General features: G+C 63.8%; 15 protein-coding genes. 8 read left to right on the top strand and 7 right to left on the bottom strand.

Annotation, left to right across the window (positions count from 1 at the left end):
• Positions 1–57: 57 nt before the first annotated feature.
• Entirely contained in the window at positions 58–1,902 is a 1,845-nt protein-coding gene (locus R3P95_RS19255) for a bifunctional diguanylate cyclase/phosphodiesterase (RefSeq protein WP_317549190.1), read from the top strand.
• Positions 1,903–1,926: 24 nt separating this feature from the next.
• Here R3P95_RS19255 and R3P95_RS19250 read toward each other — a convergent pair whose 3' ends face one another.
• The gene (locus tag R3P95_RS19250) at positions 1,927–2,223 is read right to left on the bottom strand and encodes a putative quinol monooxygenase (RefSeq protein WP_068048495.1); all 297 of its coding nucleotides are present in this window, start codon (positions 2,221–2,223) and stop codon (positions 1,927–1,929) included.
• Between the two features lie 24 nt (positions 2,224–2,247).
• On the bottom strand, positions 2,248–3,747 hold the full coding sequence (locus R3P95_RS19245; protein ID WP_317549250.1) for a PucR family transcriptional regulator: 1,500 nt from the start codon (positions 3,745–3,747) through the stop codon (positions 2,248–2,250).
• A gap of 154 nt (positions 3,748–3,901) precedes the next feature.
• On the opposite strand from R3P95_RS19245, the gene R3P95_RS19240 reads away from it, so the two are divergent.
• The 6 genes from R3P95_RS19240 (at position 3,902) to R3P95_RS19215 (ending at position 11,563) form a co-directional block, all read left to right on the top strand.
• Positions 3,902–4,768 (top strand): FAD binding domain-containing protein, encoded by an 867-nt coding sequence (locus R3P95_RS19240; RefSeq protein WP_317549189.1) that lies wholly within the window; start codon positions 3,902–3,904, stop codon positions 4,766–4,768.
• A gap of 2 nt (positions 4,769–4,770) precedes the next feature.
• On the top strand, positions 4,771–5,244 hold the full coding sequence (locus R3P95_RS19235; RefSeq protein ID WP_317549188.1) for a (2Fe-2S)-binding protein: 474 nt from the start codon (positions 4,771–4,773) through the stop codon (positions 5,242–5,244).
• On the top strand, positions 5,241–6,593 hold the full coding sequence (locus R3P95_RS19230; protein ID WP_317549187.1) for an 8-oxoguanine deaminase: 1,353 nt from the start codon (positions 5,241–5,243) through the stop codon (positions 6,591–6,593). Before R3P95_RS19235 ends, R3P95_RS19230 begins: the two co-directional genes overlap by 4 nt.
• Positions 6,590–8,914: a xanthine dehydrogenase family protein molybdopterin-binding subunit gene (locus R3P95_RS19225; RefSeq protein ID WP_283347194.1), complete on the top strand. Its 2,325-nt coding sequence runs from the start codon at positions 6,590–6,592 to the stop codon at positions 8,912–8,914. The genes R3P95_RS19230 and R3P95_RS19225 overlap by 4 nt, the downstream gene beginning before the upstream one ends.
• Before the next feature lie 122 nt (positions 8,915–9,036).
• Positions 9,037–10,479, top strand: coding sequence for an NCS2 family permease (locus R3P95_RS19220; protein WP_149406809.1), 1,443 nt, complete (start codon positions 9,037–9,039; stop codon positions 10,477–10,479).
• A 1-nt stretch (position 10,480) separates the two neighbouring features.
• The gene (locus R3P95_RS19215) at positions 10,481–11,563 is read left to right on the top strand and encodes an XdhC family protein (RefSeq protein ID WP_317549186.1); all 1,083 of its coding nucleotides are present in this window, start codon (positions 10,481–10,483) and stop codon (positions 11,561–11,563) included.
• Between the two features lie 603 nt (positions 11,564–12,166).
• On the opposite strand, the gene R3P95_RS19210 is transcribed toward R3P95_RS19215, so the two are convergent.
• A complete protein-coding gene (locus R3P95_RS19210) occupies positions 12,167–14,080 on the bottom strand; it encodes a nucleotide-binding protein (RefSeq protein WP_317549185.1) in 1,914 nt (637 codons plus the stop codon).
• Between the two features lie 404 nt (positions 14,081–14,484).
• On the opposite strand from R3P95_RS19210, the gene R3P95_RS19205 reads away from it, so the two are divergent.
• Positions 14,485–16,068, top strand: coding sequence for an integrase (locus R3P95_RS19205; RefSeq protein ID WP_317549184.1), 1,584 nt, complete (start codon positions 14,485–14,487; stop codon positions 16,066–16,068).
• A 1,015-nt stretch (positions 16,069–17,083) separates the two neighbouring features.
• Here the strand turns inward: R3P95_RS19205 and allB are convergent.
• The 4 genes from allB to gcl are packed head-to-tail and all read right to left on the bottom strand — an operon-like array spanning position 17,084 to position 22,377.
• A complete protein-coding gene (gene allB / locus R3P95_RS19200; RefSeq protein ID WP_394855439.1) occupies positions 17,084–18,451 on the bottom strand; it encodes an allantoinase AllB in 1,368 nt (455 codons plus the stop codon).
• Positions 18,402–19,445: an allantoicase gene (gene alc / locus R3P95_RS19195; protein ID WP_317549182.1), complete on the bottom strand. Its 1,044-nt coding sequence runs from the start codon at positions 19,443–19,445 to the stop codon at positions 18,402–18,404. The genes allB and alc overlap by 50 nt, the downstream gene beginning before the upstream one ends.
• The gene (locus R3P95_RS19190) at positions 19,442–20,575 is read right to left on the bottom strand and encodes a glycerate kinase (protein WP_317549181.1); all 1,134 of its coding nucleotides are present in this window, start codon (positions 20,573–20,575) and stop codon (positions 19,442–19,444) included. Before R3P95_RS19190 ends, alc begins: the two co-directional genes overlap by 4 nt.
• Positions 20,576–20,577: 2 nt before the next feature.
• Positions 20,578–22,377, bottom strand: a complete 1,800-nt coding sequence (gene gcl / locus R3P95_RS19185) for a glyoxylate carboligase (RefSeq protein ID WP_317549180.1) — start codon at positions 22,375–22,377, stop codon at positions 20,578–20,580.

Below are 22,377 nucleotides of genomic sequence, written 5' to 3'. Positions count from 1 at the left end.
ACAGCTCCACGTGGCGCTGGTAGCGTTCAGCCGGCCGGGGATCTGCCCATGAGAGGTATGCCCATTTCCAGACCGGGGATTGCGGTGACGGCCGAGGGCCGTACGCGATACAGGCCTGGGCTCGACGCCACGCGCGCGAGCGTCGACGACGACTACACGTACTTCGCGAACACAGCGCGCGAGCGTTGGGTGCGGTATTTCGTCGGAACCCTGACACTGTTGTTCGGTCTGTCCGGGATCCTGATGGTTCCCACCGGCATCCACTACGACGGCCTGGCGGTATTCGTCCTCATCGGGGCATTGACGACGATACCGGTGGCGATCGCGTGGTTCCTCGGACCATGGCCGTCACCGCGTGTGGCCAATGCCTTCGTGTTCTACGCAGACGTCGGCATCGTGGGCATCCTTTTCAGCAGCACCGACCATTATGTGCCGCTGGCCGGATGCATGATGTTCACGATCGTGGCTGTCTTCACCGTCATTGCAAGCTCTTTCCGAGTGATGTGGATTCACCTGGCGGTCTCGGTGGCGACGGTACTTGCGCTCGGCGTACTTGCGGTCGGCCAGGGAAAGAACCCGTGGCTGGTGGCGGCGACCGCAGTCACCGTCGTCACGTTGTACCTCACCCCCTTGATGATGCGGGCGTACATCCGGCATCTACGTTCTCGGGCATCGGGAGCCGTCATCGATTCGCTCACGGGCCTGTACAACCGGCGCGGATTGCTCGAGGCGATCGATGACGTCGGTACCGCCTCCACCGACAGCCCCTCGGATCGAACCATCGGGGTCACCGTTCTCGACATCGATCGGTTCAAGGACATCAACGACCGATTCGGTCATCCCACCGGCGATGCAGTACTGATCGAGATCGCCTCACGGCTCACCGCCGCGGTACCGCAGACATCGGTGGTCTCGCGCCTGAGCGGAGACGAGTTCGTCATCGTGCACATCGGTTCGCCCGGCGAGATCGAATCGGCCGACCACAGGATCCGGATCGGTCTCGACGAAAGCTTCTCCGGGCCGCCTTTCACCGCCAGTGTCGGTTCTGCCTCGGAACTACTCGGGGGCGAACCCATCACCCCTACCATCGTGCGCAAACTGATCGCATCGGCCGATATCGAGATGTATCGCGACAAGTCTCGACTCTCCGAGGACGACGGCAGCGCCCGTGGAACCAGCACCGGAACGCGAGCGGACATCCGCACGCGCATCGAGACCTTGATCTCGCGAGGCGGGCCCGACGTGGTGTTCCAACCCATCTGCGACACGGTCACCACAACGGTTGTCGGTTACGAGGCACTGTCTCGCTTTCCTTTCGGCTACGGCTCGCCGACGATGTGGTTCCGCGACGCCACCAATGCGGGAATCGGACCGCTTCTCGAAGCCGCCGCCATCGACCGCGCGCTGGCCGCGTCCGCGTCACTTCCCTGCGAGATCTTCATTTCGCTCAACGCGTCTGCCGACACCATTCGCTCGACCGACCTGGCCGACGTACTGCAGCCGTTCCAGAAGAACCGACAGTTCCACATCGAAATCACCGAACACGAGCGGGTCCACGACTACCGCGCGGTCGCCCGAACCATCGAATCCTTGCGCGGGGCAGGCATATCCATCTCCGTCGACGACGTAGGTGCCGGCTTCGCCGGACTTCGCCAGGTGGTCGAACTGCGCCCCGACACCCTGAAGATCGACTACGCAATTGTGCACGGAATCGACACCGACCCGATCCGAAGGGCCGCCGCTGCATCGGTGATCGGATTTGCACACGAGATCGGGTCGACGGTCATCATGGAAGGCGTCGAAACCGAAGCGGAACTCCGAGTGGCCGCCGAACTCGGAGCAGACATGGTGCAGGGCTTTCTCACCGGACGACCACTACCGCTGTCGGACATCACCGGTTAGCTGCGCGGCCCCTCCAGCCGAGAACTAGATCGACGAGTCGACCGTGAACTTCGTCAGTGTCGGAGCGGCAGCGAGCATCGGCGGCAGTTCGGTGATCTGGCCGGGACCGGCGCGGAACTCGCGGTACTTCGCATCGGCCTCGGCCGACTCCCATGTCTCGTAGGCCACCACGTGGGCCTCGTTCTCCTCGTCGACCCACACGTCGACGCCGAGGCAACCCTCGAACGCGCGGGTTTCGGCCAGCACCGTGCGCAGCAGTGCTCGCGCGTCGGCGAGAGACTCGGGCTTGAACGTCAGATCCAGTGTTGCAATGAGAGCCATGGCTCCAGGGTAGACCGCGACGGGTCACCGCAGACGTAGTGCCAAGTAGAACTCGATCCTGTCCTCCAGTCGCGACAGATCGCGGCCGGTCAGTTCCTCGATGCGCTGGATGCGATATCGGACGGAATTGACGTGCATGTGCAGTTGTTCGGCACATCGCGTCCAGGCTCCGTTGGTGTCGAGGTACACCGACAGTGTCTCGACGAGATCACTGTTGTGCAGGTCGTCGTAGTCGACCAGGGGAGTCAGTAGTCTCGAGGTGAACATGCGTCGCACGTCGTCGGGAACGTTGGCGAGAAGTATTGTCAGCGTGGCCAATTCGTCGTGCCCGACGACACTGCAGTCCGAGCCACGACGCTCGGCGAGTCTGCGGGCGTAGCGCGCTTCCTCGATCGCGCTTCGGATGTCGGCGGGCGCGGTCGGAGCGCTGACACCGATCGAGGTGCCGCTACCGACCAGTCCCGGTGCCAACGTGTGGACCGCTCGCCGAACGGAATCGGTTCGATCGGTCCTCGCCTCCACCAACGCTATGGCCTCACCGTCGACGATCCCGAGCGTGATCTCCAACGGTGCCAGCACTTCTCGTAACAGCGGGCGGAGCTCGCCGAGCCGCAACGTCTCCCCGGACGTGGCCACAGCCACTGCGGCGTACCGTGTTTCGATATCGAGCCCGATGACGTGCATCTGGGCGAGGATGTCAGCGGCCGTCGCACCGCCGACGATCGTGCGCACGAATTCCTGCGCCAGAATTCCCGACCCGGACAGGCGATCGTCGACGCGACTGCGTTCCACCGCCACGATCGACGCCAGCTGTCCGGCCAGGGAAAGCCTCGGCGCATCCCATGTCTGCCAATCGCTTTCGAAGGCCACGAACCAATCCACGACCCGCGGTGCGGACTCACCGTCGACGGCGAACACCGAGACTCGCTGCTCAGGGCAATAGCGCGGCAGCCGTACCGAGCTCATGAAGTCCTGCGCCACTGCTTCGGTGTCCGGCGGATTGTCAGATCCGGCGAGTACCCGCCCCGATGAGGTGACCACCCAGCAGTTCATCCCCAGATCGGAGCTGACCATCTCCAGCAGCGGACCGAGACCCCCACCGGGCCCCGCGCTCGCCACCAGGCGTCGATGCCGATCGAGCACCAGGCTCAGGTCCGAGGCCCGGGCCGTCGACAGTTGCCGGACCACGCTCTCGGTCACCGTGGCGAAAGCGATGTCGGCAGGCACCCGAAAGAGCGGCAGGCCGTGCTCGAGGCAGGCGTCGACCAGGTCGTCGGGCACCACGCCGTCGTCGGATGCCGCCAGCGCCGAGATTCCGGCCTTGGACACCGCCCGGACGAACGTCCTCGAGTCCTCGGGGCCCGTCCGCCACATCAGACCGGTCAGCACCAGCTCTCCGCCGCTGAGGTATCGACTCGGATCGAGCATGTCGGTGGTCACGACCCATCGGATGGTCGGATCGAAGTGCTCGGGAGTGACGATCGGCTGCAGTTTCAGGTCGGGGAGATCGGCCAGATCACGCATTCTCACGGTGCATCGACCTCCTCTTCGTATGATCCTCCAAAACCTACACTGTGATCGGCGTCATACTTCGTCGTTCCTGTCTCTCGTTCGCGTGGCCTCCGGCGGCTGTACTGGGTGAACACGACCGAAAGACACGTGAGCGGAGAGCAGCACGATGGAATTTCTACGACCACAGACCTGGGGCGACGCGTTGGCCGCGAAGGCCGACGACGTCGACGTGGTGCCCATCCAGGGCGGCACCGACGTCATGGTCGAGATGAACTTCGACCTGCACCGGCCGGGCGCACTGCTGGATCTGAATTCGATCACCGAACTCACCGAGTGGGAGCGCCTTCCCGACGGGACGCTGCGGGTCGGCGCAGGCGTGCCGTACGTCCGCATCATCGCCGAGCTCGGAAACATGCTCCCCGGCATCTCCCAGGCGTCCCGCACCGTCGGTTCACCGCAGATCCGCAATCGCGGGACCGTCGGCGGCAACCTCGGCGGCGCGTCGCCAGCAGGCGATCTGCACGCGCCTCTGCTCGCGGCGGGCGCGACCGTCGAGGTCGAATCGGCCGAGCGCGGAGTACGCATGATCCCCGCCACCGAGTTCTACCTCGGCGTCAAGCGCAATTCCTGCCTGCCCGACGAACTCATCCGCGCCTTTCACGTAGCGCCGGCAGCGGGACCGCAGTACTTCTCCAAGATCGGCACCCGCAACGCGATGGTCATCGCCGTCTGCTCGTTCTCGATCGCACTGTTTCCGCAGGAGGGTCGCGTGGGTACCGGACTCGGCTCCGCTGCGCCGACGCCGCGCCGGGCTTACGATGCCGAGAACTACCTCGCGGCCGAACTCGAGTGGGACGGTGCCCTCGATCCGCGGGTATCGGAGGAATTCGGCCGATTGGTCAGTGCGGCAGCAAGTCCCATCGACGACGTACGAGGCACTGCCGATTACCGCAAGCACGCCCTGTCCGTGATGGCCCGGCGAACACTGGGCTGGGCATGGCGAGACCTCACAGCCGCACGGAAGGTGGCCTGAACATGCGAGTCAACTGCACCATCAACGGAAAAGACATGGAAGCCGACGACGTCTGGGAGGGCGAGAGTCTGCTCTACCTGCTGCGTGAACGCATGGGACTCCCCGGATCCAAGAACGCGTGTGAACAAGGTGAATGCGGTTCGTGCACCGTCTATCTCGACGGCGTCCCCGCATGTGCCTGCCTGGTGGCCGCCGGTCAGGTCGAGGGCCGCGAGATCCGTACCGTCGAAGGCCTCGCCGACGGCGACAAGCTCGATCCGATGCAGGAGGCGTTCGTCGAATGCGGAGCCGTCCAATGCGGCTTCTGCACCCCCGGGCTCGTGGTGCAAGCACACGATCTGATCGAGCGCGTTCCCAATCCGTCGGACGTCGAGATCCGTGAATCACTTGCCGGAAACCTCTGCCGCTGCACCGGATACGAGAAGATCCTGGACGCCGTGCGGCTTGCAGCAACTCGAAAGGCCGAAGCCAAATGACCACTGTCATCTCGGGTGCCTACATCGCGCCCATCGTCGGCGACGAAATCCCCGACGGCTACCTCGTCGTCGAGGGCACGATGATCACCGCCATCGGATCGGGCCCCGCCCCGATCATCCCCGGCGCCGAGACCATCGACGCCTCCGGTTGCCTGGTCACCCCGGGCTTGGTGAACACACACCACCACCTCTACCAGTGGGCCTCCCAGGGCCTCGCCAAGGACAACACTCTCTTCGAATGGCTTGTCGCGCTGTACAAGCCGTGGTCCAAGATGGATGCCGAGGTCGTCGGCGGTGCTGCCGCAGCCGGGCTCGGATGGCTGGCGAAGTCGGGATGCACCACCAGCACCGATCATCACTACATCTTCCCCCAGGGCCGAGGCGATCTGTTCGCCGCCGAGATCGACGCGGCGCAGCGCATCGGAGTCCGCTTCCAGCCGTGCCGAGGCTCGATGGACCGGGGTGTGTCCGACGGCGGCCTGCCACCGGACGAGGTGGTCGAATCACTCGACGACATCCTCACGGCCACCGCGGAGGCCATCGACACCTACCACGACGCCTCATTCGGTTCCATGCTCCGCATCGCGGTCGCGCCCTGCTCACCGTTCTCGATCAGTAAAGAGCTACTCGTGGAGTCCGCGGGGCTTGCCCGCGCCAAAGGCGTTCGGCTGCATACGCATCTGGCCGAGACCCTCGACGAAGAGGAGCACTGCCTCGCTCAGATGAACTGCACCCCGGTCGAATACATGGAGCAGGTCGGCTGGTTGGGCGACGACGTGTGGTTCGCCCACGCAGTGCACCTGCACGATTCCGACATCGCGAAGATGGCGGCCACCGGGACCGGGACCGCCCACTGCCCGAGCTCCAATGCTCGGCTCGGCGCGGGGATCGCCCGCATCTCGGACCTGCTCGCCGCCGGCGCACCCGTCGGCCTGGGGGTCGACGGTTCCGCCTCGGCCGAAATGGTGCCCCTGGCAGGCGAGGTCCGTCAGGCCATGTACATGCAGCGGGCCAAGTACGGACCAACAGCACTGACCGCGCGTCAGGCACTCGAGATCGGAACACTGGGCGGCGCAACGGTACTGGGCCGACAGAGCGAGATCGGTTCGCTCGAGGTCGGCAAACTGGCCGACATCGCGATCTGGCGCACCGACGGGTTCTACTCGGCGGTGGACGACCCGGTCGTCGCGTTCGCGTACGGGCAGACACCACCGCTCGCGCGCTTGATGGTGGGAGGCCGGACGATCGTCGAGAACGATGTCCTGACCAGCGCACCGCAGGACGAAATAGGCCGCGCCGGAGCCGATGCGCACCGTCGCCTGATGAAACTCGCGGAGGACGTGCTGTGAGCGCCCCGACCACCACACCCCGGCAAGCCCCCGCCGACATCCCCGCCCCGGGTCGCGGTCGCGTCGGCGACAGCCCGCTGCGACCCGACGGCACGCTGAAGGTCAAGGGCGAGTTCGCCTACTCATCGGATCTGTTCATCGACGGGATGCTCTGGGGCGCAACCCTTCGTAGCCCGCACCCCCGCGCGAAGATCGTCTCTGTCGACATCTCGAAGGCGCTGGCAACTCCCGGCGTCGAGGCGGTACTCACCCACGAGGACGTACCGGGGCGCAAGTGCTTCGGACTCGACCACACGTGGGATCAGCCCGTGCTGGCCTTCGACGAGGTGCGGCACGAGGGCGAACCGATCGCGTTGATCGCAGCCGATCATCCCGAAACCGCGCGGCGCGCAATGGAAAAGATCGTCGTGGTCTACGACGTGCTCGAGCCTCTCACCGATGCCCGACGCGCAGCCCTGGATCCGGACTACCCGAAGGTGCAGGAACGCGGCGGAGTGGCGCGACATCAGCCGGTGCGCGTCGGCAACGTCGCCGCCGCACGGGCCGCCGCGGATGTCATCGTCAGCAGCGACTTCGCCGTCGGCATCCAGGATCAAGCGTTCCTCGGACCCGAGTCCGGCTTGGCCGTTCCCGCCGAGGACGGCGGCGTGGATCTCTATGTCGCGACCCAGTGGATGCACAACGATCTGGCGCAGATCGGGCCGTGTCTCGGCCTGCCCGAGGAGAAGATCCGAATGACGCTGGCCGGCGTCGGCGGTGCATTCGGTGGCCGTGAGGACCTGTCGATGCAGATCCACGCGGCGATGCTCGCCATGCACACCGGCAAGCCGGTCAAGATCGTCTACAACCGGTACGAGTCGTTCTTCGGCCACGTACACCGCCACCCCGCACAGATGCACTACGAGTACGGTGCCACCAGGGACGGCAAGCTCGTGTTCGCCGATGTCGAGATCATCCTCGACGGCGGTGCGTACACCTCGGCCACTCTCAACGTGGTCGGCAACGCGGCCTCGCTCGGTGTCGGACCGTACGTCATCCCCAACATCGAGATCGACGCGTACGGGGTGTACACCAACAATCCACCGTGCGGTGCGATGCGTGGATTCGGCGCAGTGCAAGCATGTTTCGCATACGAGTCGATGATGGACAAGCTCGGCGAGGCCTGCGGTATCGGACCGGTGGCAATCCGCCAGATCAACGCCGTCAGCCAAGGTTCCATCCTCGCGACCGGCCAGGTCATCGAAGCCCCTGCCCCACTGGCCGAGATGCTCGCCCGAGCCGAAGCGATGGAACTGCCTGCCCCGCTGGACGCGTCGGACATTCGAAATCTGCCAGGTGGGGCATCGCAGACCACCCACGGCGAAGGCGTCGTACGTGGGATCGGATACGGCGTCGGCATCAAGAACATCTGCTTCTCCGAGAACTACGACGACTACTCCACTGCTCGCGTCCGGCTGGAGGTGATCGGCGGCGAAGCAACGGCATTGGTGCACACGGCTGCTGCCGAAGTGGGCCAGGGACTGGTGACGTTGGAGGCGCAGATCGCGCGCACCGAACTCGGCGTCACCAAGGTCGTCATCCATCCCGCCGACACCAGGGTCGGCAATGCCGGCTCTTCGTCCGCGTCGCGCCAGTCGTACATGACCGGTGGCGCAGTGAAGACCGCGTGCGAGGCCGTGCGCGAGGCGGTGTTCGTCCTGGCCGGCCTGTACCTGGGCCGCGCGGTGGCCGACCTCAGCCTCGACGGCGGCAAGATCGTCTCGGCCACCGACGGCGTGCTGGCCACGATCGAGGACGTGCTCGGCGATCGCGTCATCGAGCAGACGCGTGAATTCCACCATCGCCCCACCAGCGGAATGGATCCGGTCACCGGACAGGGCGCGAGCCACACCCAGCTCGCCCTGTGTGTCCATCGCGCAGTGGTGGACGTCGACGTCGAACTCGGACTCGTCAAGGTCGTCGAGATGGCGGCCGTGCAGGACGTCGGCAAGATCCTCAACCGGCTTTCACTCGAAGGCCAGATCCACGGCGGCACAGCCCAGGGCCTCGGCCTCGCGGTGATGGAAGAAATCGTCGTCGTGGACGGTCTGGTGAAGAACCCGTCGTTCACCGACTATCTGATTCCGACCATTCTCGACATGCCGCCCATGAAGCTGGACATCCTCGAGAACCCGGATCCCCTGGCACCGTACGGCCTTCGCGGTGCCGGCGAGCCACCCACCCTCTCGTCGACGCCCGCCGTCGTCGCAGCCATCCGCAACGCCACCGGACTCGCGCTGACCCGCGTACCCGTTCGACCCGAACACATCATCAACAGCTGATCCGAGTTTCATCCCCATTCGACGAAACCTTCTCCGGCACAACCGTACCGACGCCAACTCCCCCGGCATGTCGGCCCGGCCCGACGCTCGACGAGGTTGATCACGCCCTGGGAGGGCCGATCATGACCGACGTAGACACATCCAGCACTCGCCAAAGCGGACGAGGTCGATCCCAGATCGACAAGTTCTTCGACATCACCGGCCGCGGTTCGACGCTGTCACGCGAAATTCGTGGTGGTGTCACCACATTCGTGGCCATGGCCTACCTGATCGTTCTGATCCCTCTGATCATCGGTGATGCACGCGATGTCACCGGTGCCACGCTCGATCCGGCTCAGTTGTCGACCATGGTGGCACTGTCCGCCGGGCTGACGACCATCCTGATGGGGGTCGTCGGAAACGCGCCCCTCGCGATGGCAGCCGGCCTCGGGGTGACGCCGATCGTGGTGTTCCAGGCGGCCCCGTACATGACCTGGCCGCAGGCGATGGGTCTGGTGGTTCTCGAGGGCGTCGTCATCGTCGTCTTCGCCCTCACCGGCATTCGGCAACTCATCATGGATGCCATACCGCTGGTGCTCAAGCAGGCGATCGGCGTCGGGATCGGTGCATTCATCGCGCTCATCGGTCTGGTCGACGCCGGGTTCGTCGGGCACCACGAGTCAGCAGCAACCGCCGTCACCCTCGGCACGTTCGGCAAGCTCGCCGGCTGGCCGGTGTTCGTGTTCTGCGTCGGGCTCATCCTGATGATCATGCTGTTCGTTCGGAAGGTGCCGGGCGCGATGCTGATCGGCATCTTCGTGGCCACCAATCTGGCCATCATCCTGAACTCGGTGTTCGATATCGAGCCGGAGGCGTGGGGCCCGGTGGTACCGAAGGTGCCCGACTCCATCGTCGCCACACCACAATTCGACCTACTGTTCAACGTCGACCTGTTCGGCGGCTTCGCCCGAGCCGGAATCGTCACGGCATCGGTTGTCCTGTTCACACTGGTGTTGTCGGGCTTCTTCGACGCCATGGGCACCATCCTCGGAGTCGGCGAGGAAGCTGGCCTGGTCGACAAGCAAGGCAGGATGCCCGGACTGAGCCGCATCCTCACCGTCGACGGCATCGGTGCCATCGTCGGAGGTGCGATCAACGGCTCCGCCAACACCGCCGTCGTGGAATCTGCGGCCGGCGTCACCGAAGGAGCCCGAACCGGTCTCGCCAGCGTCGTCACAGGCGGGTTGCTGACCAGCTTGATCTTCTTCACTCCGTTGGCCGGGGTGGTTCCCGTCGGTGCAGCTGCGCCGGCCCTGGTCCTGGTGGGCGCGCTGATGATGACGCACGTACGCAAGATCGATTGGGAGAACACCGAAATCGCGATCCCCGCCTTCCTGACCATTGTGCTGATGCCGTTCACGTACTCGATCACCGTGGGAGTCGCGGCAGGTGTCATCTCGTACACCCTCGTTCGTCTGGCCAAAGGCAAAGCACGCCAGACGCATTGGCTGCTGTATCTGATGTCGGGTATATTCTTGGTCTACTTCGCCCTGCACCCGATCGAAGAAGCGTTGGGAATCTCGTAACGTGAAAGAGATCGTCGATCGCCTGTCCGCCTGGGACCGCGCTGGCATTCCCTATGCGGTAGCGACTGTCATCGCGGTATCCGGAAGTGCCCCAAGGCTTCCGGGTGCCGCGATGGCGGTCTGCGCCGACGGTGAAGCAGTGGGCAGCGTCTCCGGTGGCTGCGTCGAAGGCGCCGTGTACGAGCTGTGCCGCGAGGTTCTCGAGACCGGTGAGTCCAAGCGAGAGTCGTTCGGCTACAGCGACGTCGACGCTTTCGCGGTCGGCTTGACCTGCGGGGGAGTGATCGAGGTGTTCGTCCGCCTAGGGCCTCCGCGTGCCGTGCTCGCGGCCATCGCGTCGGACGCTGCGGTGGCCACGGTCACGATGCTCTCCGGGTCAGGGGAATCGCTTGCAGTGTCCTCCTCGGCGATCATGGGAACGACCGGCTTTTCCGACGTCGACGCGGTTGTCGTCGGTGAGGCGCTGGCGATGTTGGACTCCGGGGGCACCGGCGTTCGGTCGGTGCGGTGCCGGCCGGATCTCGACGTGTTCGTACAGTCCTACGCCACTGCCCCGCGGCTGCTGATCTTCGGGGCAATCGACTATGCAGGCGCACTCGCCCGCGTGGGCAAGTTCCTCGGGTATCACGTGACGGTCTGTGACGCGCGGCAGGTATTCGCAACTGCTGCACGGTTTCCCGACGCCGACGAGGTAGTCACCGAATGGCCGCACAGCTACCTGGCGCGAACCATGATCGATGCCCGGACGGTGATCTGCGTGCTGACGCATGATGCCAAGTTCGATGTGCCGCTGCTCGAGGTGGCCCTGCGACTGCCCGTTGCGTTCGTCGGAGCCATGGGATCACGCAGGACTCACGACGACCGCGCGGCCCGGTTGCGTGAGGTGGGTCTGACAGAGCACGAGCTCGCACGCTTGAAGTCGCCGATCGGCCTGGACCTGGGGGCAAGAACTCCGGAGGAAACCGCGCTGGCCATCGCGGCGGAATTCGTCGCAGTGCGACGCGGGGGTAGCGCTCTGCCACTGACACATACAGCGGGCCCGATCCACCACGACGCACGTTCAACTGGTGCGAAGTACGCGTAGGCACCTGAATCCGGTGGGCGTCCGTTAGGCCGTCGTGTCGTTGGAGTTCGGAAGGACGATTGACAATTCGTCCTTCTGCGAACCCGCCTCCGGAAGATACACGGCCGACCATTGCGCGATCGGTGGTTCTGTCGGCACAACTGTCCATAGCTGCGACAGTGATCTCCATCGAGCCCCGGTCGTTCACGTCTGGCTGCAGACGACGGAACGCAACTGCTGGAAATCGACAGAACAGGTGTCGTGGTGGGCAGCATCAGGGGACTCGAAGAACGAACAGCGAAAGGCCGACGATCGCGCAACGCACCACCGATCTCTCCGCCGCCGCGGTCTTCGACACTGCCATCGCCGCAAAAGGCCGACGGCTGCGGGCAGTGACGCTGGCCAGCGAACGGCACGCTGCTGAACAACGCACCCGCGAATCCTCCGGGACCGGTAGAGCGGTCGAGGCGCAGCAGAACATTGCACGCCTCCTGGCAGATGCGCCCGGGCGGACGGGCACACACGCGCCGGGGTCCCGGCAGGTGCCGATCCAGACCCATCCCGCGTCGGAGGAGCTCAGGCTGGACCACGGTTGCGGGCTGTAGACCAGGAGTCGCACTTCACTTAGTAGCGGCGCCCAAAGCGTTCCCCGAGCTGAAGTCGCACTTTGCTTGTGGCAGTACCCACTTGCTGTGGATCGCCGACGATCTGCCACCACGGCCAGTCGTCCGGCGCAGACTCGGCAGCGGACAGGAAGTCGATCTCCGGCTTCCATCCAGCGCTGGTCCATCTGCCGCTGCCAGTAGCGGCAAGGGCGGGAGGAACGTCCAACCCTCTCCTGACGTACAGCATGGCTCGGCGATACTCGAACTGGTCGTTGATGTCTTCCCAGTCGTCGTCACTGGGGCATTCATCCTCGAAGAGTGGTCGGAGGAGTTTGCGCAAGTATCGCCCGAGAGCAGTCGTTGCGGCCGGATTGCTACGTAGCGCAGCGAACTCCGAAACCGAGCGCTCGTCGAGCACTTCGTATTCATCGAGAATCTCCAGCGCAGCTTTCTTCGGAAGAGGAGCGCTCCGTTCGGGGGGTCGCCAGGTGACTTCCTTGCCCATGTCGACCCACAAAGTGGCGGCGGAGTCGTTGCAACACAGCGCAGTCAAGCCAGCAACGCGCAGAGCGAGTAGCGCGGGGAGGTGGCGGGCTTGTTCGTACCGCCGGTCGGGAGCTGTCCAGAGTACCGAGCCAGAGGGGGTGCGGACCTTGTTCCGGGCGTCGACCAAATTCTGCAGCGCCTCACTCCACGTTGACTTCTTGATGCCATCGGTACCGAAGTCGAGGGACGTCTTTAATACTGCAAGTAGCGGATTTGACAGCTCGAACAGCTTTCGATACCGGCCTTCCAGCGATTCGAGGGGTTCGTCGCCCTCATCTGTCAGTGGGAGAGTATTGATTTCAATGCGAAGTGTCCTGGCCATTTTCTTGACCAGCGCTTCGTACTGCCTGGTCGAGCCTGGGGTCGACAAGTAAGTGGTGACCGTAACGGCGAGATTTTCGGGTGGGGGTTCCGGCTGAACGGTCGGCCCGCTTGCAGAGGGAGTCAAGGAGCTGGGCGAGGTTACGACCGGCATGGTGAAATCTCCAGCGGTTCGCCATTTTTCACGACTTATGTCCACGTCGGCACCTGCGAGCGTAAGACGGTTACCTATGGCTCGCCGGGCGTCGAGGGTGTCTTTGATTTGGATGTAGTTCACGCCGGCGATGTCCGACATTTCGCGGACTGAGCCAAATCTGACCAGAAGGGTTTTCTGCGGGTCTTTGTACATCGCCATTCCCGCTTCGAAGATGACGTTCATGCGAGCTTGAGGCGTGTACTCCTTTTCCTGCGGACCGTCGTGCTCAGATTGAAACGGTTCTCTGCATCGGCCCTCGTCGTCCGGGGTGAAGAGAACGACAATTGCTGCTGCAGCCTCCATGCCAGCGCTCACGATTTGCATCGTCGTGGGCGAGGGCATCCCGGTGTATTTGGCTGCGTCCTCCCATTCCAAAACCTTCAGATCAAAGGCTTCGATGAGATCCACCATGGAAGCCTTGATGCGGTGATCGCGCCCGTGCACCAGGAAGACGAGGCGCGGATTTGGACTACCGGTGTTGGAATGAGCAGTCGTGAATGCGGGTGCTGCCTCTCGGTCAGGGACGGATCTTGCTGCTGTTTCGGTATCAGCGGAGTTGCCATCGGCGTCTGCTGAACCGACGGAGCTACCAGCGGCGTGCGCTGAGCCGTCGTCGTCCTCTGGCCCATCGTGTTCTTCGAGTTCGCCCGACTCGGTGAGCACCAACCCGTGCTCACGTAAAGTCTTGCGTATCCGCGCCACGTTGACGCCAACAGTCTCATCGTGCGTGGCGCGGGTAAATGTTCCCTGGTCTCTAAGTACCCGGACAAGCTCGTAAACGGCTTCGACTGCGGGCCCATCGTCTGCATGCCAAAGCGCATTCTGAACCCGGTCCTGTTTGTTGGTCCCGTCCCAGTCGAGCCCTGCCATCCCGATCGCTGACCGAGTCACGGAGTCGGTAGGACCGCCACCTCCGGCCCAAAACGCCGACATCGGTGCAGCGAGTGTTTGCCCGAACGTTCGGCGTGGCAGCTTCTTCTTGCGGGTGCTCATCAACAGAGAATGCCGGATCGCCCACCGTGCCCGCCATCGGGGACGCCTGCAATACGGTCAACGATGTTTTTGGGGACAAGTGTTCTCGTGATGACGGAGCAAAATCCCTGTTTGCGCTGGGACTGGCAACGGTTCGTCGGTAGGGCCGGGAGAGGGACTTGTCACAAGAAGAGAGACCCCCGAAGCAAGCTTCGGAGGTCTCTCGGCCTTCTAGGAAGGAATGGGCCAATGGCTAGCAAAGCTGAGCGATTGGACCCATTTACGTCTGTAGCGTAACACACATGACGCTTGTGGAAGACCCCCAGAGCATCGGCTTCGTGTCGAGGATGCTCGAACTCACCTCGACCGACACGCCTTGGAACCGACGACTGTGGCGAAGCAGCACCCTACGGCTGGCCCAAGAGGTACTGGACGAATGCGTCAATCCAGACTTGCCCGAATCTGCTCTCAAAGACATCAAATCACACTTCGAGCAGGCGATGGGTACAGATCCAGGCATCGCCGACCGAGGTAAGTCCGTAAAGAAGCACCTTAACGACATCAAAGGTGGAGTGAGCAGCGCTAGCCACAGTTGGATTGCGTTGGATGCACACCTTCGTCGTATGCACCTCGACTATCTGCCCAACTGGGCGTTGGAGTTCGAGAACGGGAGGCCTGTCGAAGTGGAAGGCGCTGCTCGCAGGATCACTGCGCACATCCTGGATGCGGGTTACCACAAGAGCAGCCTCTACACCTGGATACGAGCACTGCAGAAGGAAAGCGACGAAACCACAGTGGCGGACTTCCTCCGTGCTGCTGGTGACCGACTGGCCCTCCCAGAGAGGGACTTCGCCTTCTGTGTACCGATTTCCACCATCCCGCCGTTCGATGTCACAGGCGGTGCAAGCCCCGGATGGCTGAACCCCCAGGAGACTCGCGAGTGGAAGAAGTCGCATGCCCCCAACGCCGACAGCATCCGTCATCAAGGGGCCATTCTTCTGACCGTAAAGGCAAGGGACATCAACGGAGCGATAGACCGTGTTCGAGCACAAATTTTCGACCTTCAAACCAAGTTTGAGTTGGGTGCCCGACGCCCCATCCGAATCTGCGATCGCATGTGGTCCAAGGACAAGAAGAACGCCTACGGAACCCAAGCGACAGACCGCATAATCGAGGTTAGAACGTTCGAGCTCTCGGGCGGAATCCGCGAACTGACGACCCCGGACTTCATCGTAAGCGCGCTCGCTCTGGTGCAGCCACTTCGGACGAGCCCACCGCATATCGCCGTCATGAGCGGATGGTCGGCCATCGAATCGCTGCTTGTCGGTGTTGGTGATCATCCCGACGTGCTCGCAGCGGGAAGGTTCGCGACTATCGTGGCAGCCAGCATGATCCGAGCTGAGTTCACGCAACTTGCATGGACGTACGCTGAGCAGTTCGACGACGCAGTCGCGACTCACATCAAGGGGTGTGCGGATAACGTCGACCGCGCGAAGCTGTTCCAAATGCGAGCGTGTAGCGGCGACGTCGTCTTCGCAAGAGAGACCGACAATCTCGCCCTCAAACGCATCAAACCCGCTCTGAGCGATCCGAGAGGGGCATTGGAAAAAGCGCAGAACATCCTCCGTCGCGAGTTCGTGCGGCTGTACCGCAAACGAAACCTCATTGCTCATGCTGGTCAGACCCAAGAACAGACGTTGCACTCGACCACCGAAACGGTCTCCCCACTCATTGGCGCTGGAGTCGACCGTGTGGTGTACGTCGGTCTAAAATTCGGCATGAAGCCCATACAGATGTCAGCAATGCTGGACGCCCGCATTCCGTACCTGACGCCGGCGTCCGCCAGCGAACCGGGCAATCTTCTCGATCTCTTCGAGTTCGCCTGAGCCGGAATCGCCCACCTCCGCTCCAGCGGACTGCGCGATCCTCAAGATACAGAGACGGACTGGGCTTGTAGGTCTCATGTCGAATCCCTCCCGTTCTCGGGCTCGTGCCCAGATCTGATTCCGGTACTCCGCGGCTGGTGTCACGCCACGGCTTGGCCGTTCCGGGTGGTCGGCACAGCACTGAGGACGTTTCCGGAACGGGTCGATAGATCGCCCCGACTCCAGCGGCTTGTGCTCTCCTGCGTTGTCCGTGGTGGCGTGGAAAGCAGTCTCGCCGTCGAGTGTCATTGCTCCTACATCGTCGGCCCTGCCCCTGCCGAGTTGTTCGATGTATGCGAGGACGGGGTTGAGCATCCACTACCTAACCTGCTCTAGTTCCGTTGCCACCACGCGTTCGGCGCGGGCAACATCTCGGGCAGGGCTTCAGGGCTGATTTCGCGTCCTTGATCTCCCATCGCCGGGCAACTTCGTTCGAGAGACTTTTCAGCTGAACTGTTCGGAAAGTCCCAGAGCTCGACCACCTCAAAATCGCCGAGGCGTTACTTGTCTCGATCGGTTGAGCCCTCTGCTCTCCTCAGGTCCGTGTCGACGGTGTATGCCATGGTCTCGACCTGTATGAGCACGCCGAACGAAGTTCGGCCGTACCACGTCCCCGATCCTTCCCGGCCTGTTCAAGGGCGGATTCGAGCTCTGCCCTGTTTCCTTCGAGTCTTTTGCCTGTCTGGGTACGTTCGACGTTCTACAGTTCGGCGTTGAGGGCTTCGACATCGCCGCGGATGTGCTCGGCTTCGGATCCGCGATGGACCCCGATCGAGGAGAACACCGACACGGGACGATGACTATGTCTCAGTCCCGCGAGCCAGACTGTGCGACAAGCAATCGGCGTCGTCGGCATTGCTAGCCGAACCGAACAGGGTCAGTGCACAGGGATGACACTGCCCCACTTCGCGAATGGCCTGGTCGATAATGCAGTTGAGCACCGACGTTCTAGGGGCTGCTTCTCACAAGGCGATTGCTATCGCGCCAGCAATCTCCCGGTCGAGGATTCCGACCCCGCGATCCACGACCGTCGCACCACACCCGACAAACCCAGTCGATCGTAGGCGGTCACCGGGTTGCGGTGGTACAGCTGCGCTACGTCGACGGTGAATTTCTCATTGGGATCGAACGCCACAAGGTCTGCAGCGCTACCGATTTCGATGCGTCCGCGATCGGTCATGCCCACCTGGTCGGCGGTATTGGTGGCCATCCACCGCACGATGTCGGTCAGTGCAAAACCACGGGCACGCGCCTCGGTCCACACCGCAGCCAGCGACACTTGCAACGACGCGATGCCACCCCAAGCATCGCCGAAGTCCCCGGTGTCGAAGCGCTTCAGGTCGGGCGTACAGGGGGAGTGATCGGTGACAATGGTGTCGATCGTGCCGTCGGCCAAACCCTGCCACAACAACTCGCGATTGCCTGCCTCGCGGATCGGTGGGCAACACTTGAATTGGGTCGCCCCAGCTGGCACGGCCTCGGCGTCGAAACACAGATAGTGCGGACAGGTTTCGACCGTCACCCGAACACCGTCCCGCTTGGCCGCCGCAATCATCGGCAACGCATCGGCGCTCGACAGATGCAGAATGTGCACCCGACACCCCGTCCGCCGAGACAGCTCGATCACCTGCTCGATAGCCCGGTTCTCGGCGGCACGTGGGCGCGATTCGAGGAATCCCGAGTACTCACGGCCCGCCGCCGACGGTGCCTCGGCGATCACCTCTGCGTTCTCGGCATGCACGATCATCAGCCCGTCGAACGATGCGATCTCGATCAGAGCCTTCTCCAGTTCCGAGATCGTCAGCGGCGGAAACTCGTCCACTCCCGACGCCAGCAGGAAGCACTTGAAGCCGAATACTCCCGCATCGTGCAGCGGTCGCAGCTGGTCGAGATTCCCCGGCACGGCACCGCCCCAAAAACCGACGTTGATCACCGACTTCTCGGCCGCTACCCGGCGCTTGACGTCCAGCGCCGCAACATCGACGGTGGGGGGAATGCTGTTGAGCGGCATGTCGACGATGGTGGTGATGCCACCAGCCGCGGCAGCCCGGGTGGCGCTGGCGAACCCTTCCCATTCGGTGCGCCCCGGCTCGTTGACGTGAACATGCGTGTCCACCAAACCCGGCAGCAACACCTCGTCTGGCCCGAGCTCGACCACGATGCCGGCGAGCACCGAAGCACCAGCATCATAGGAGTCGATCGCCACGATCCGGCCGTCCGATACCGAGATCGAGGCAGCGACCTCCCGGCCTCCGATCACCGCTCGCGAAGCGCGGACAACGAGATCCGCCGAATCAGACTGCACTGGAAACACTCTGGAGCTCGGACGACTTCCACGCAACATCTGCCGCATCGAGAGCCTCGGCGTCGAGTTCACCGAACAATCTCAATCGGGACAGTCCTCCGTCGGGGTACACGTCCAGTCGCAGGTGCGTGTACGCATCGGCCTCGTTCAACAGGAAGCGATGACGCGTATCCGGCTGAACGGCGGTACGGGGCAGAATCTCGTTCCATGCCGTCGGGTCCGTGATGTGTCGGCGACGAGAATCGATGGCGCTGAGTCGAATCCAACCCGGTGCGTTGCCGACGTAGTAGCTGGTGTCGACCTCCACGTGCCGCGGAGCACCGGGTGAAGCGAGGGCGAAGATCGCGAAGTCGTTGCCGCCGTTGCGTCGTCTCGAGTTTTCCCAGCCTTCGCCCATGTTGCGAGCCCGCCCGGGCAGGATGATGTTGGCCGGGGAGGAGTAGAACGCGTCGGAGCAGTCGGTGAGCCGAGCTCCGTTCTCGGCGGCGAGCAGATCGACGGTGCCGGCGAGAAACCGCGGATCCTGCACCACCTGGCCGTGCACACGGAACCGGGCAACGCCGCCGTCGGGGTAGATCGACAGCCGCACATGCGTCCACCGGTGCCGATCGTCCACCGCATACATGTTCGCAGTGTCACCGACTGCGGAGGACTTGTCGACGATGCTGTGCCATTCCGCGTTCTGCACATCCTCGATGGACGGGTAGCCCTCGATCGACGCCGCTTCGACGGAGACGAACGGCGGGTAGTTGCCGGTGAAGTGTGCGGTGTCGACCACGACGCCGTGCACGATGCCCGGTGCACCCAGTCGCACGATCGCCCAGTCGTGACCGCCTTCGTCGCGGCGACGCCGAGTCTCCCACCCGTCGTACACCTTTCCCTTGTGCCCGAAGTCCGCGGGATCGAACAGCGGAGCGTCCGGCTTGATCAAGTTCTCGCGCTGGGCGAACAGCTCGTCGTTCGCTGCGGAGACGCTGCCTCCGAGCGCCCGAGAAGCAAGGTCGGTCAGCGTGGTGAAATCGGTTCCGGTCATGAAGTTCCTTCCAAAATGTGTGTGGTGGCCAACGTTCGACCTACCTCGTGCAACAACCGAGCCGCGTCACGCATGGAGATCTGCGGGTCCGGCTCCAGGTCGGTCAGCGAATAGGAGGCGGTGATACCGAAGGGGCGCAATCGATCCAAGCCGACGACGCTGCGTCCCGCCACGGTGATCACCGGGACCCCCGCCGCGCGCGCTGCATGAGCGACTCCGATCGGTGCCTTGCCGTGCAGGCTCTGCTCGTCCAGCGAGCCCTCGCCGGTGACGACCAGATCGGCCGACGCCAGAGCGCTGCCGAAGTCGATCAGCTCGAGCACGGTCTCGATCCCCGGCTTGGCCGCAGCACCGAGTACGGCCATGGCACCGAAGGCGGTTCCGCCGGCCGCTCCGGTGCCGGCGAGACCGCTCATGTCGCGGCCGATTGCGTTGCGTACCAAATGCGCCCACTGCCGCATCCCGTGTTCCAGATACAGCAACTCCTGCGGTCCTGCACCCTTCTGTGGGCCGTAGACAGCCGCGGCTCCGGTAACACCGAGCAACGGATTGTCGACGTCGCAAGCCAGCTCCAACACCGCATTCCGAGCCGACGGCAACAGGCCGCTCAGGTCGAGGTGGACTGCGCCCCGCAGCGGACCACCGCCGAGCGCAACGTCGTTGCCGTCGGCATCGAGGATCCGCGCACCGAGCGCGCTGAGCATTCCTGCGCCGCCGTCGGTGGATGCGCTGCCCCCGAGTCCGACGACGAGACGCTGCGCACCTGCCTCCAGAGCGTGCCCGATGACGGTACCGAGACCGAACGTACTGGCTCCCAGCGCATCCGGCTGTCCGTCGGGAAGAAGCTCGAGCCCGACCGCCGACGCCAGTTCGACGACCGCAACCTCACCCTGACGGGCGTATGACGTCTGCACCGGCTCACCGGTCGGTCCCGAGCAGGTCACTGCCACTCGATCCCACCCTGCGGTGACGGCAGCATCGACGGTGCCGTCACCGCCATCGGCGACGGGTAGGCATACCGTCTCGAGCGACGAGTCGACCGAGAGCATTCCCTCGGCCAGCGCCTGCGCGACCTCCGCTGCCGACAGCGAGCCCTTGAACTTGTCGGGAGCGAGCAGAATCCGCGTCATCTCTAGTCCAGCAGGAGCAGCGCAGTGGGGGCGTCGGCCGACGTGTTGGCCAGTTCCTCGAACTCGCCGACGTTGTCGATTTCGGTGCCCATCGAGATGTTCGTGACCCGCTCGAGAATGATCTCCACCACGACAGGGACCTTGTGCTCGTTCGCCAACGTCCTGGCCCGCACCAACGTCTCGCCGATGAGGTCGGGCTCGGTGACGCGAAGCGCTTTGCAGCCCAACCCTTCTGCCACCTGCACATGGTCGACGCCGTAGCCCTTGGGGATACCGGGCTGAGCGTCCAAGGTCTCCTGGTGGTTGATGTTGTCGAATCCCAACTGCACGCAGAAGTCCATGTCGAAGGCGCGCTGCGCCTGCCGGATCAGCCCGAGGTACGAGTTGTTCACCACCACATGCACGTACGGCAGGTTGAACTGCGCACCGACGGCCAACTCCTCGATCATGAACTGGAAGTCGTAATCTCCGGACAGTGCAACGACATTCGCCGACGGATCGGCAGCCACCGCTCCCAGTGCCGCGGGAATGGTCCAGCCCAGTGGGCCGGCCTGACCGCAGTTGATCCAGTTGCGGGGAGAGTAGACGTGCAGGAACTGCCCGCCCGCGATCTGCGAGAGTCCGATGGTGCTGATGTAGCGGGTGTCGCGGTCGAAGACCTTGTTCATCTCCTCGTACACGCGCTGCGGTTTGATCGGCACGTTGTCGAAGTGCGTGCGCCGATGCATCGTCCGCTTACGCGTCGCGCAGTCCTCGACCCAGCCCGACAGATCACGCAGCGTGCCTGCTGCCCGGCGCTCCTCGGCGACGGCGACGAACTGCTCGAGGGCCGCCTTGGCGTCGGAGATGATGCCGTAGTCCGGCGCGAAGACACGTCCGATCTGGGTCGGCTCGATGTCGACGTGGACGAACTTGCGTCCCTTGCGGTAGGTCTCCAACCCGCCGGTATGCCGGTTGGCCCAACGGTTTCCGATGCCGAGGACGAAGTCCGAGGCCAACATCGTCGCGTTGCCGTACCGGTGCGCGGTCTGCAAGCCGACCATGCCTGCCGCGAGACGGTGATCGTCGGGGATTGTGCCCCAGCCCATCAGGGTCGGGATGACCGGAACGTCGAGAATCTCAGCGAGCTGGACGAGCAGGTCGGAGGCGTCGGCGTTGATGATTCCGCCGCCGGCCACGATCAACGGGCGCTCCGCAGCCAGGAGCATGTCGATGGCCTTCTCTGCCTGAGCGCGCGAGGCAACGGGCTTGTGCACGGGCAGCGACTGGTAGGTGTCGGGATCGAAGTCGATCTCGGCCAGCTGCACGTCGATGGGCAGATCGATCAGCACCGGTCCGGGCCGTCCTGAGCGCATCAGGTGGAACGCCTGCGCGAAGGCACCGGGAACCTGGGCCGGTTCGAGCACCGTCATCGCCATCTTGGTCACCGGTGCGGCGATCGACGCGATGTCGACGGCCTGGAAGTCTTCCTTGTGCAACCTCGCGACCGGGGCCTGGCCGGTGATGGCGAGGATCGGAATCGAGTCGGCCATGGCCGAATACAGCCCGGTGATCATGTCGGTGCCGGCCGGGCCGGAGGTTCCGATACAGATGCCGATGTTGCCCGGAGCAGCCCGGGTGAATCCCTCGGCCATGTGCGAGGCACCTTCGACGTGGCGGGCCAGCACGTGGCGGATGCCCCCGTGGTTGCGCATCGCCGCGTAGAACGGGTTGATCGCGGCACCGGGCAGACCGAATGCCGTTGTTGCACCTTCGAGTTCGAGAATCTTCACCGCGGCATCGGCCGCGCGCATCTTGACCAT

Origin of the sequence: Rhodococcus cercidiphylli (assembly GCF_033042225.1) — a bacterium.
GTDB lineage: Bacteria > Actinomycetota > Actinomycetes > Mycobacteriales > Mycobacteriaceae > Rhodococcoides.
This window is presented reverse-complemented; position numbering and strand designations above follow the sequence as displayed.

What these genes read in the sequence shown, in the direction of transcription:
- R3P95_RS19255 (WP_317549190.1), top strand. Translation starts at nt 58, where the DNA reads ATGCCCATTTCCAGACCGGGGATTGCGGTGACGGCCGAGGGCCGTACG.
- R3P95_RS19250 (WP_068048495.1), bottom strand. Translation starts at nt 2,223, where the DNA reads ATGGCTCTCATTGCAACACTGGATCTGACGTTCAAGCCCGAGTCTCTC.
- R3P95_RS19245 (WP_317549250.1), bottom strand. Translation starts at nt 3,747, where the DNA reads ATGCGTGATCTGGCCGATCTCCCCGACCTGAAACTGCAGCCGATCGTC.
- R3P95_RS19240 (WP_317549189.1), top strand. Translation starts at nt 3,902, where the DNA reads ATGGAATTTCTACGACCACAGACCTGGGGCGACGCGTTGGCCGCGAAG.
- R3P95_RS19235 (WP_317549188.1), top strand. Translation starts at nt 4,771, where the DNA reads ATGCGAGTCAACTGCACCATCAACGGAAAAGACATGGAAGCCGACGAC.
- R3P95_RS19230 (WP_317549187.1), top strand. Translation starts at nt 5,241, where the DNA reads ATGACCACTGTCATCTCGGGTGCCTACATCGCGCCCATCGTCGGCGAC.
- R3P95_RS19220 (WP_149406809.1), top strand. Translation starts at nt 9,037, where the DNA reads ATGACCGACGTAGACACATCCAGCACTCGCCAAAGCGGACGAGGTCGA.
- R3P95_RS19210 (WP_317549185.1), bottom strand. Translation starts at nt 14,080, where the DNA reads ATGGCAGGGCTCGACTGGGACGGGACCAACAAACAGGACCGGGTTCAG.
- R3P95_RS19205 (WP_317549184.1), top strand. Translation starts at nt 14,485, where the DNA reads ATGACGCTTGTGGAAGACCCCCAGAGCATCGGCTTCGTGTCGAGGATG.
- allB (WP_394855439.1), bottom strand. Translation starts at nt 18,451, where the DNA reads ATGTTGCGTGGAAGTCGTCCGAGCTCCAGAGTGTTTCCAGTGCAGTCT.
- alc (WP_317549182.1), bottom strand. Translation starts at nt 19,445, where the DNA reads ATGACCGGAACCGATTTCACCACGCTGACCGACCTTGCTTCTCGGGCG.
- R3P95_RS19190 (WP_317549181.1), bottom strand. Translation starts at nt 20,575, where the DNA reads ATGACGCGGATTCTGCTCGCTCCCGACAAGTTCAAGGGCTCGCTGTCG.
- gcl (WP_317549180.1), bottom strand. Translation starts at nt 22,377, where the DNA reads ATGGTCAAGATGCGCGCGGCCGATGCCGCGGTGAAGATTCTCGAACTC.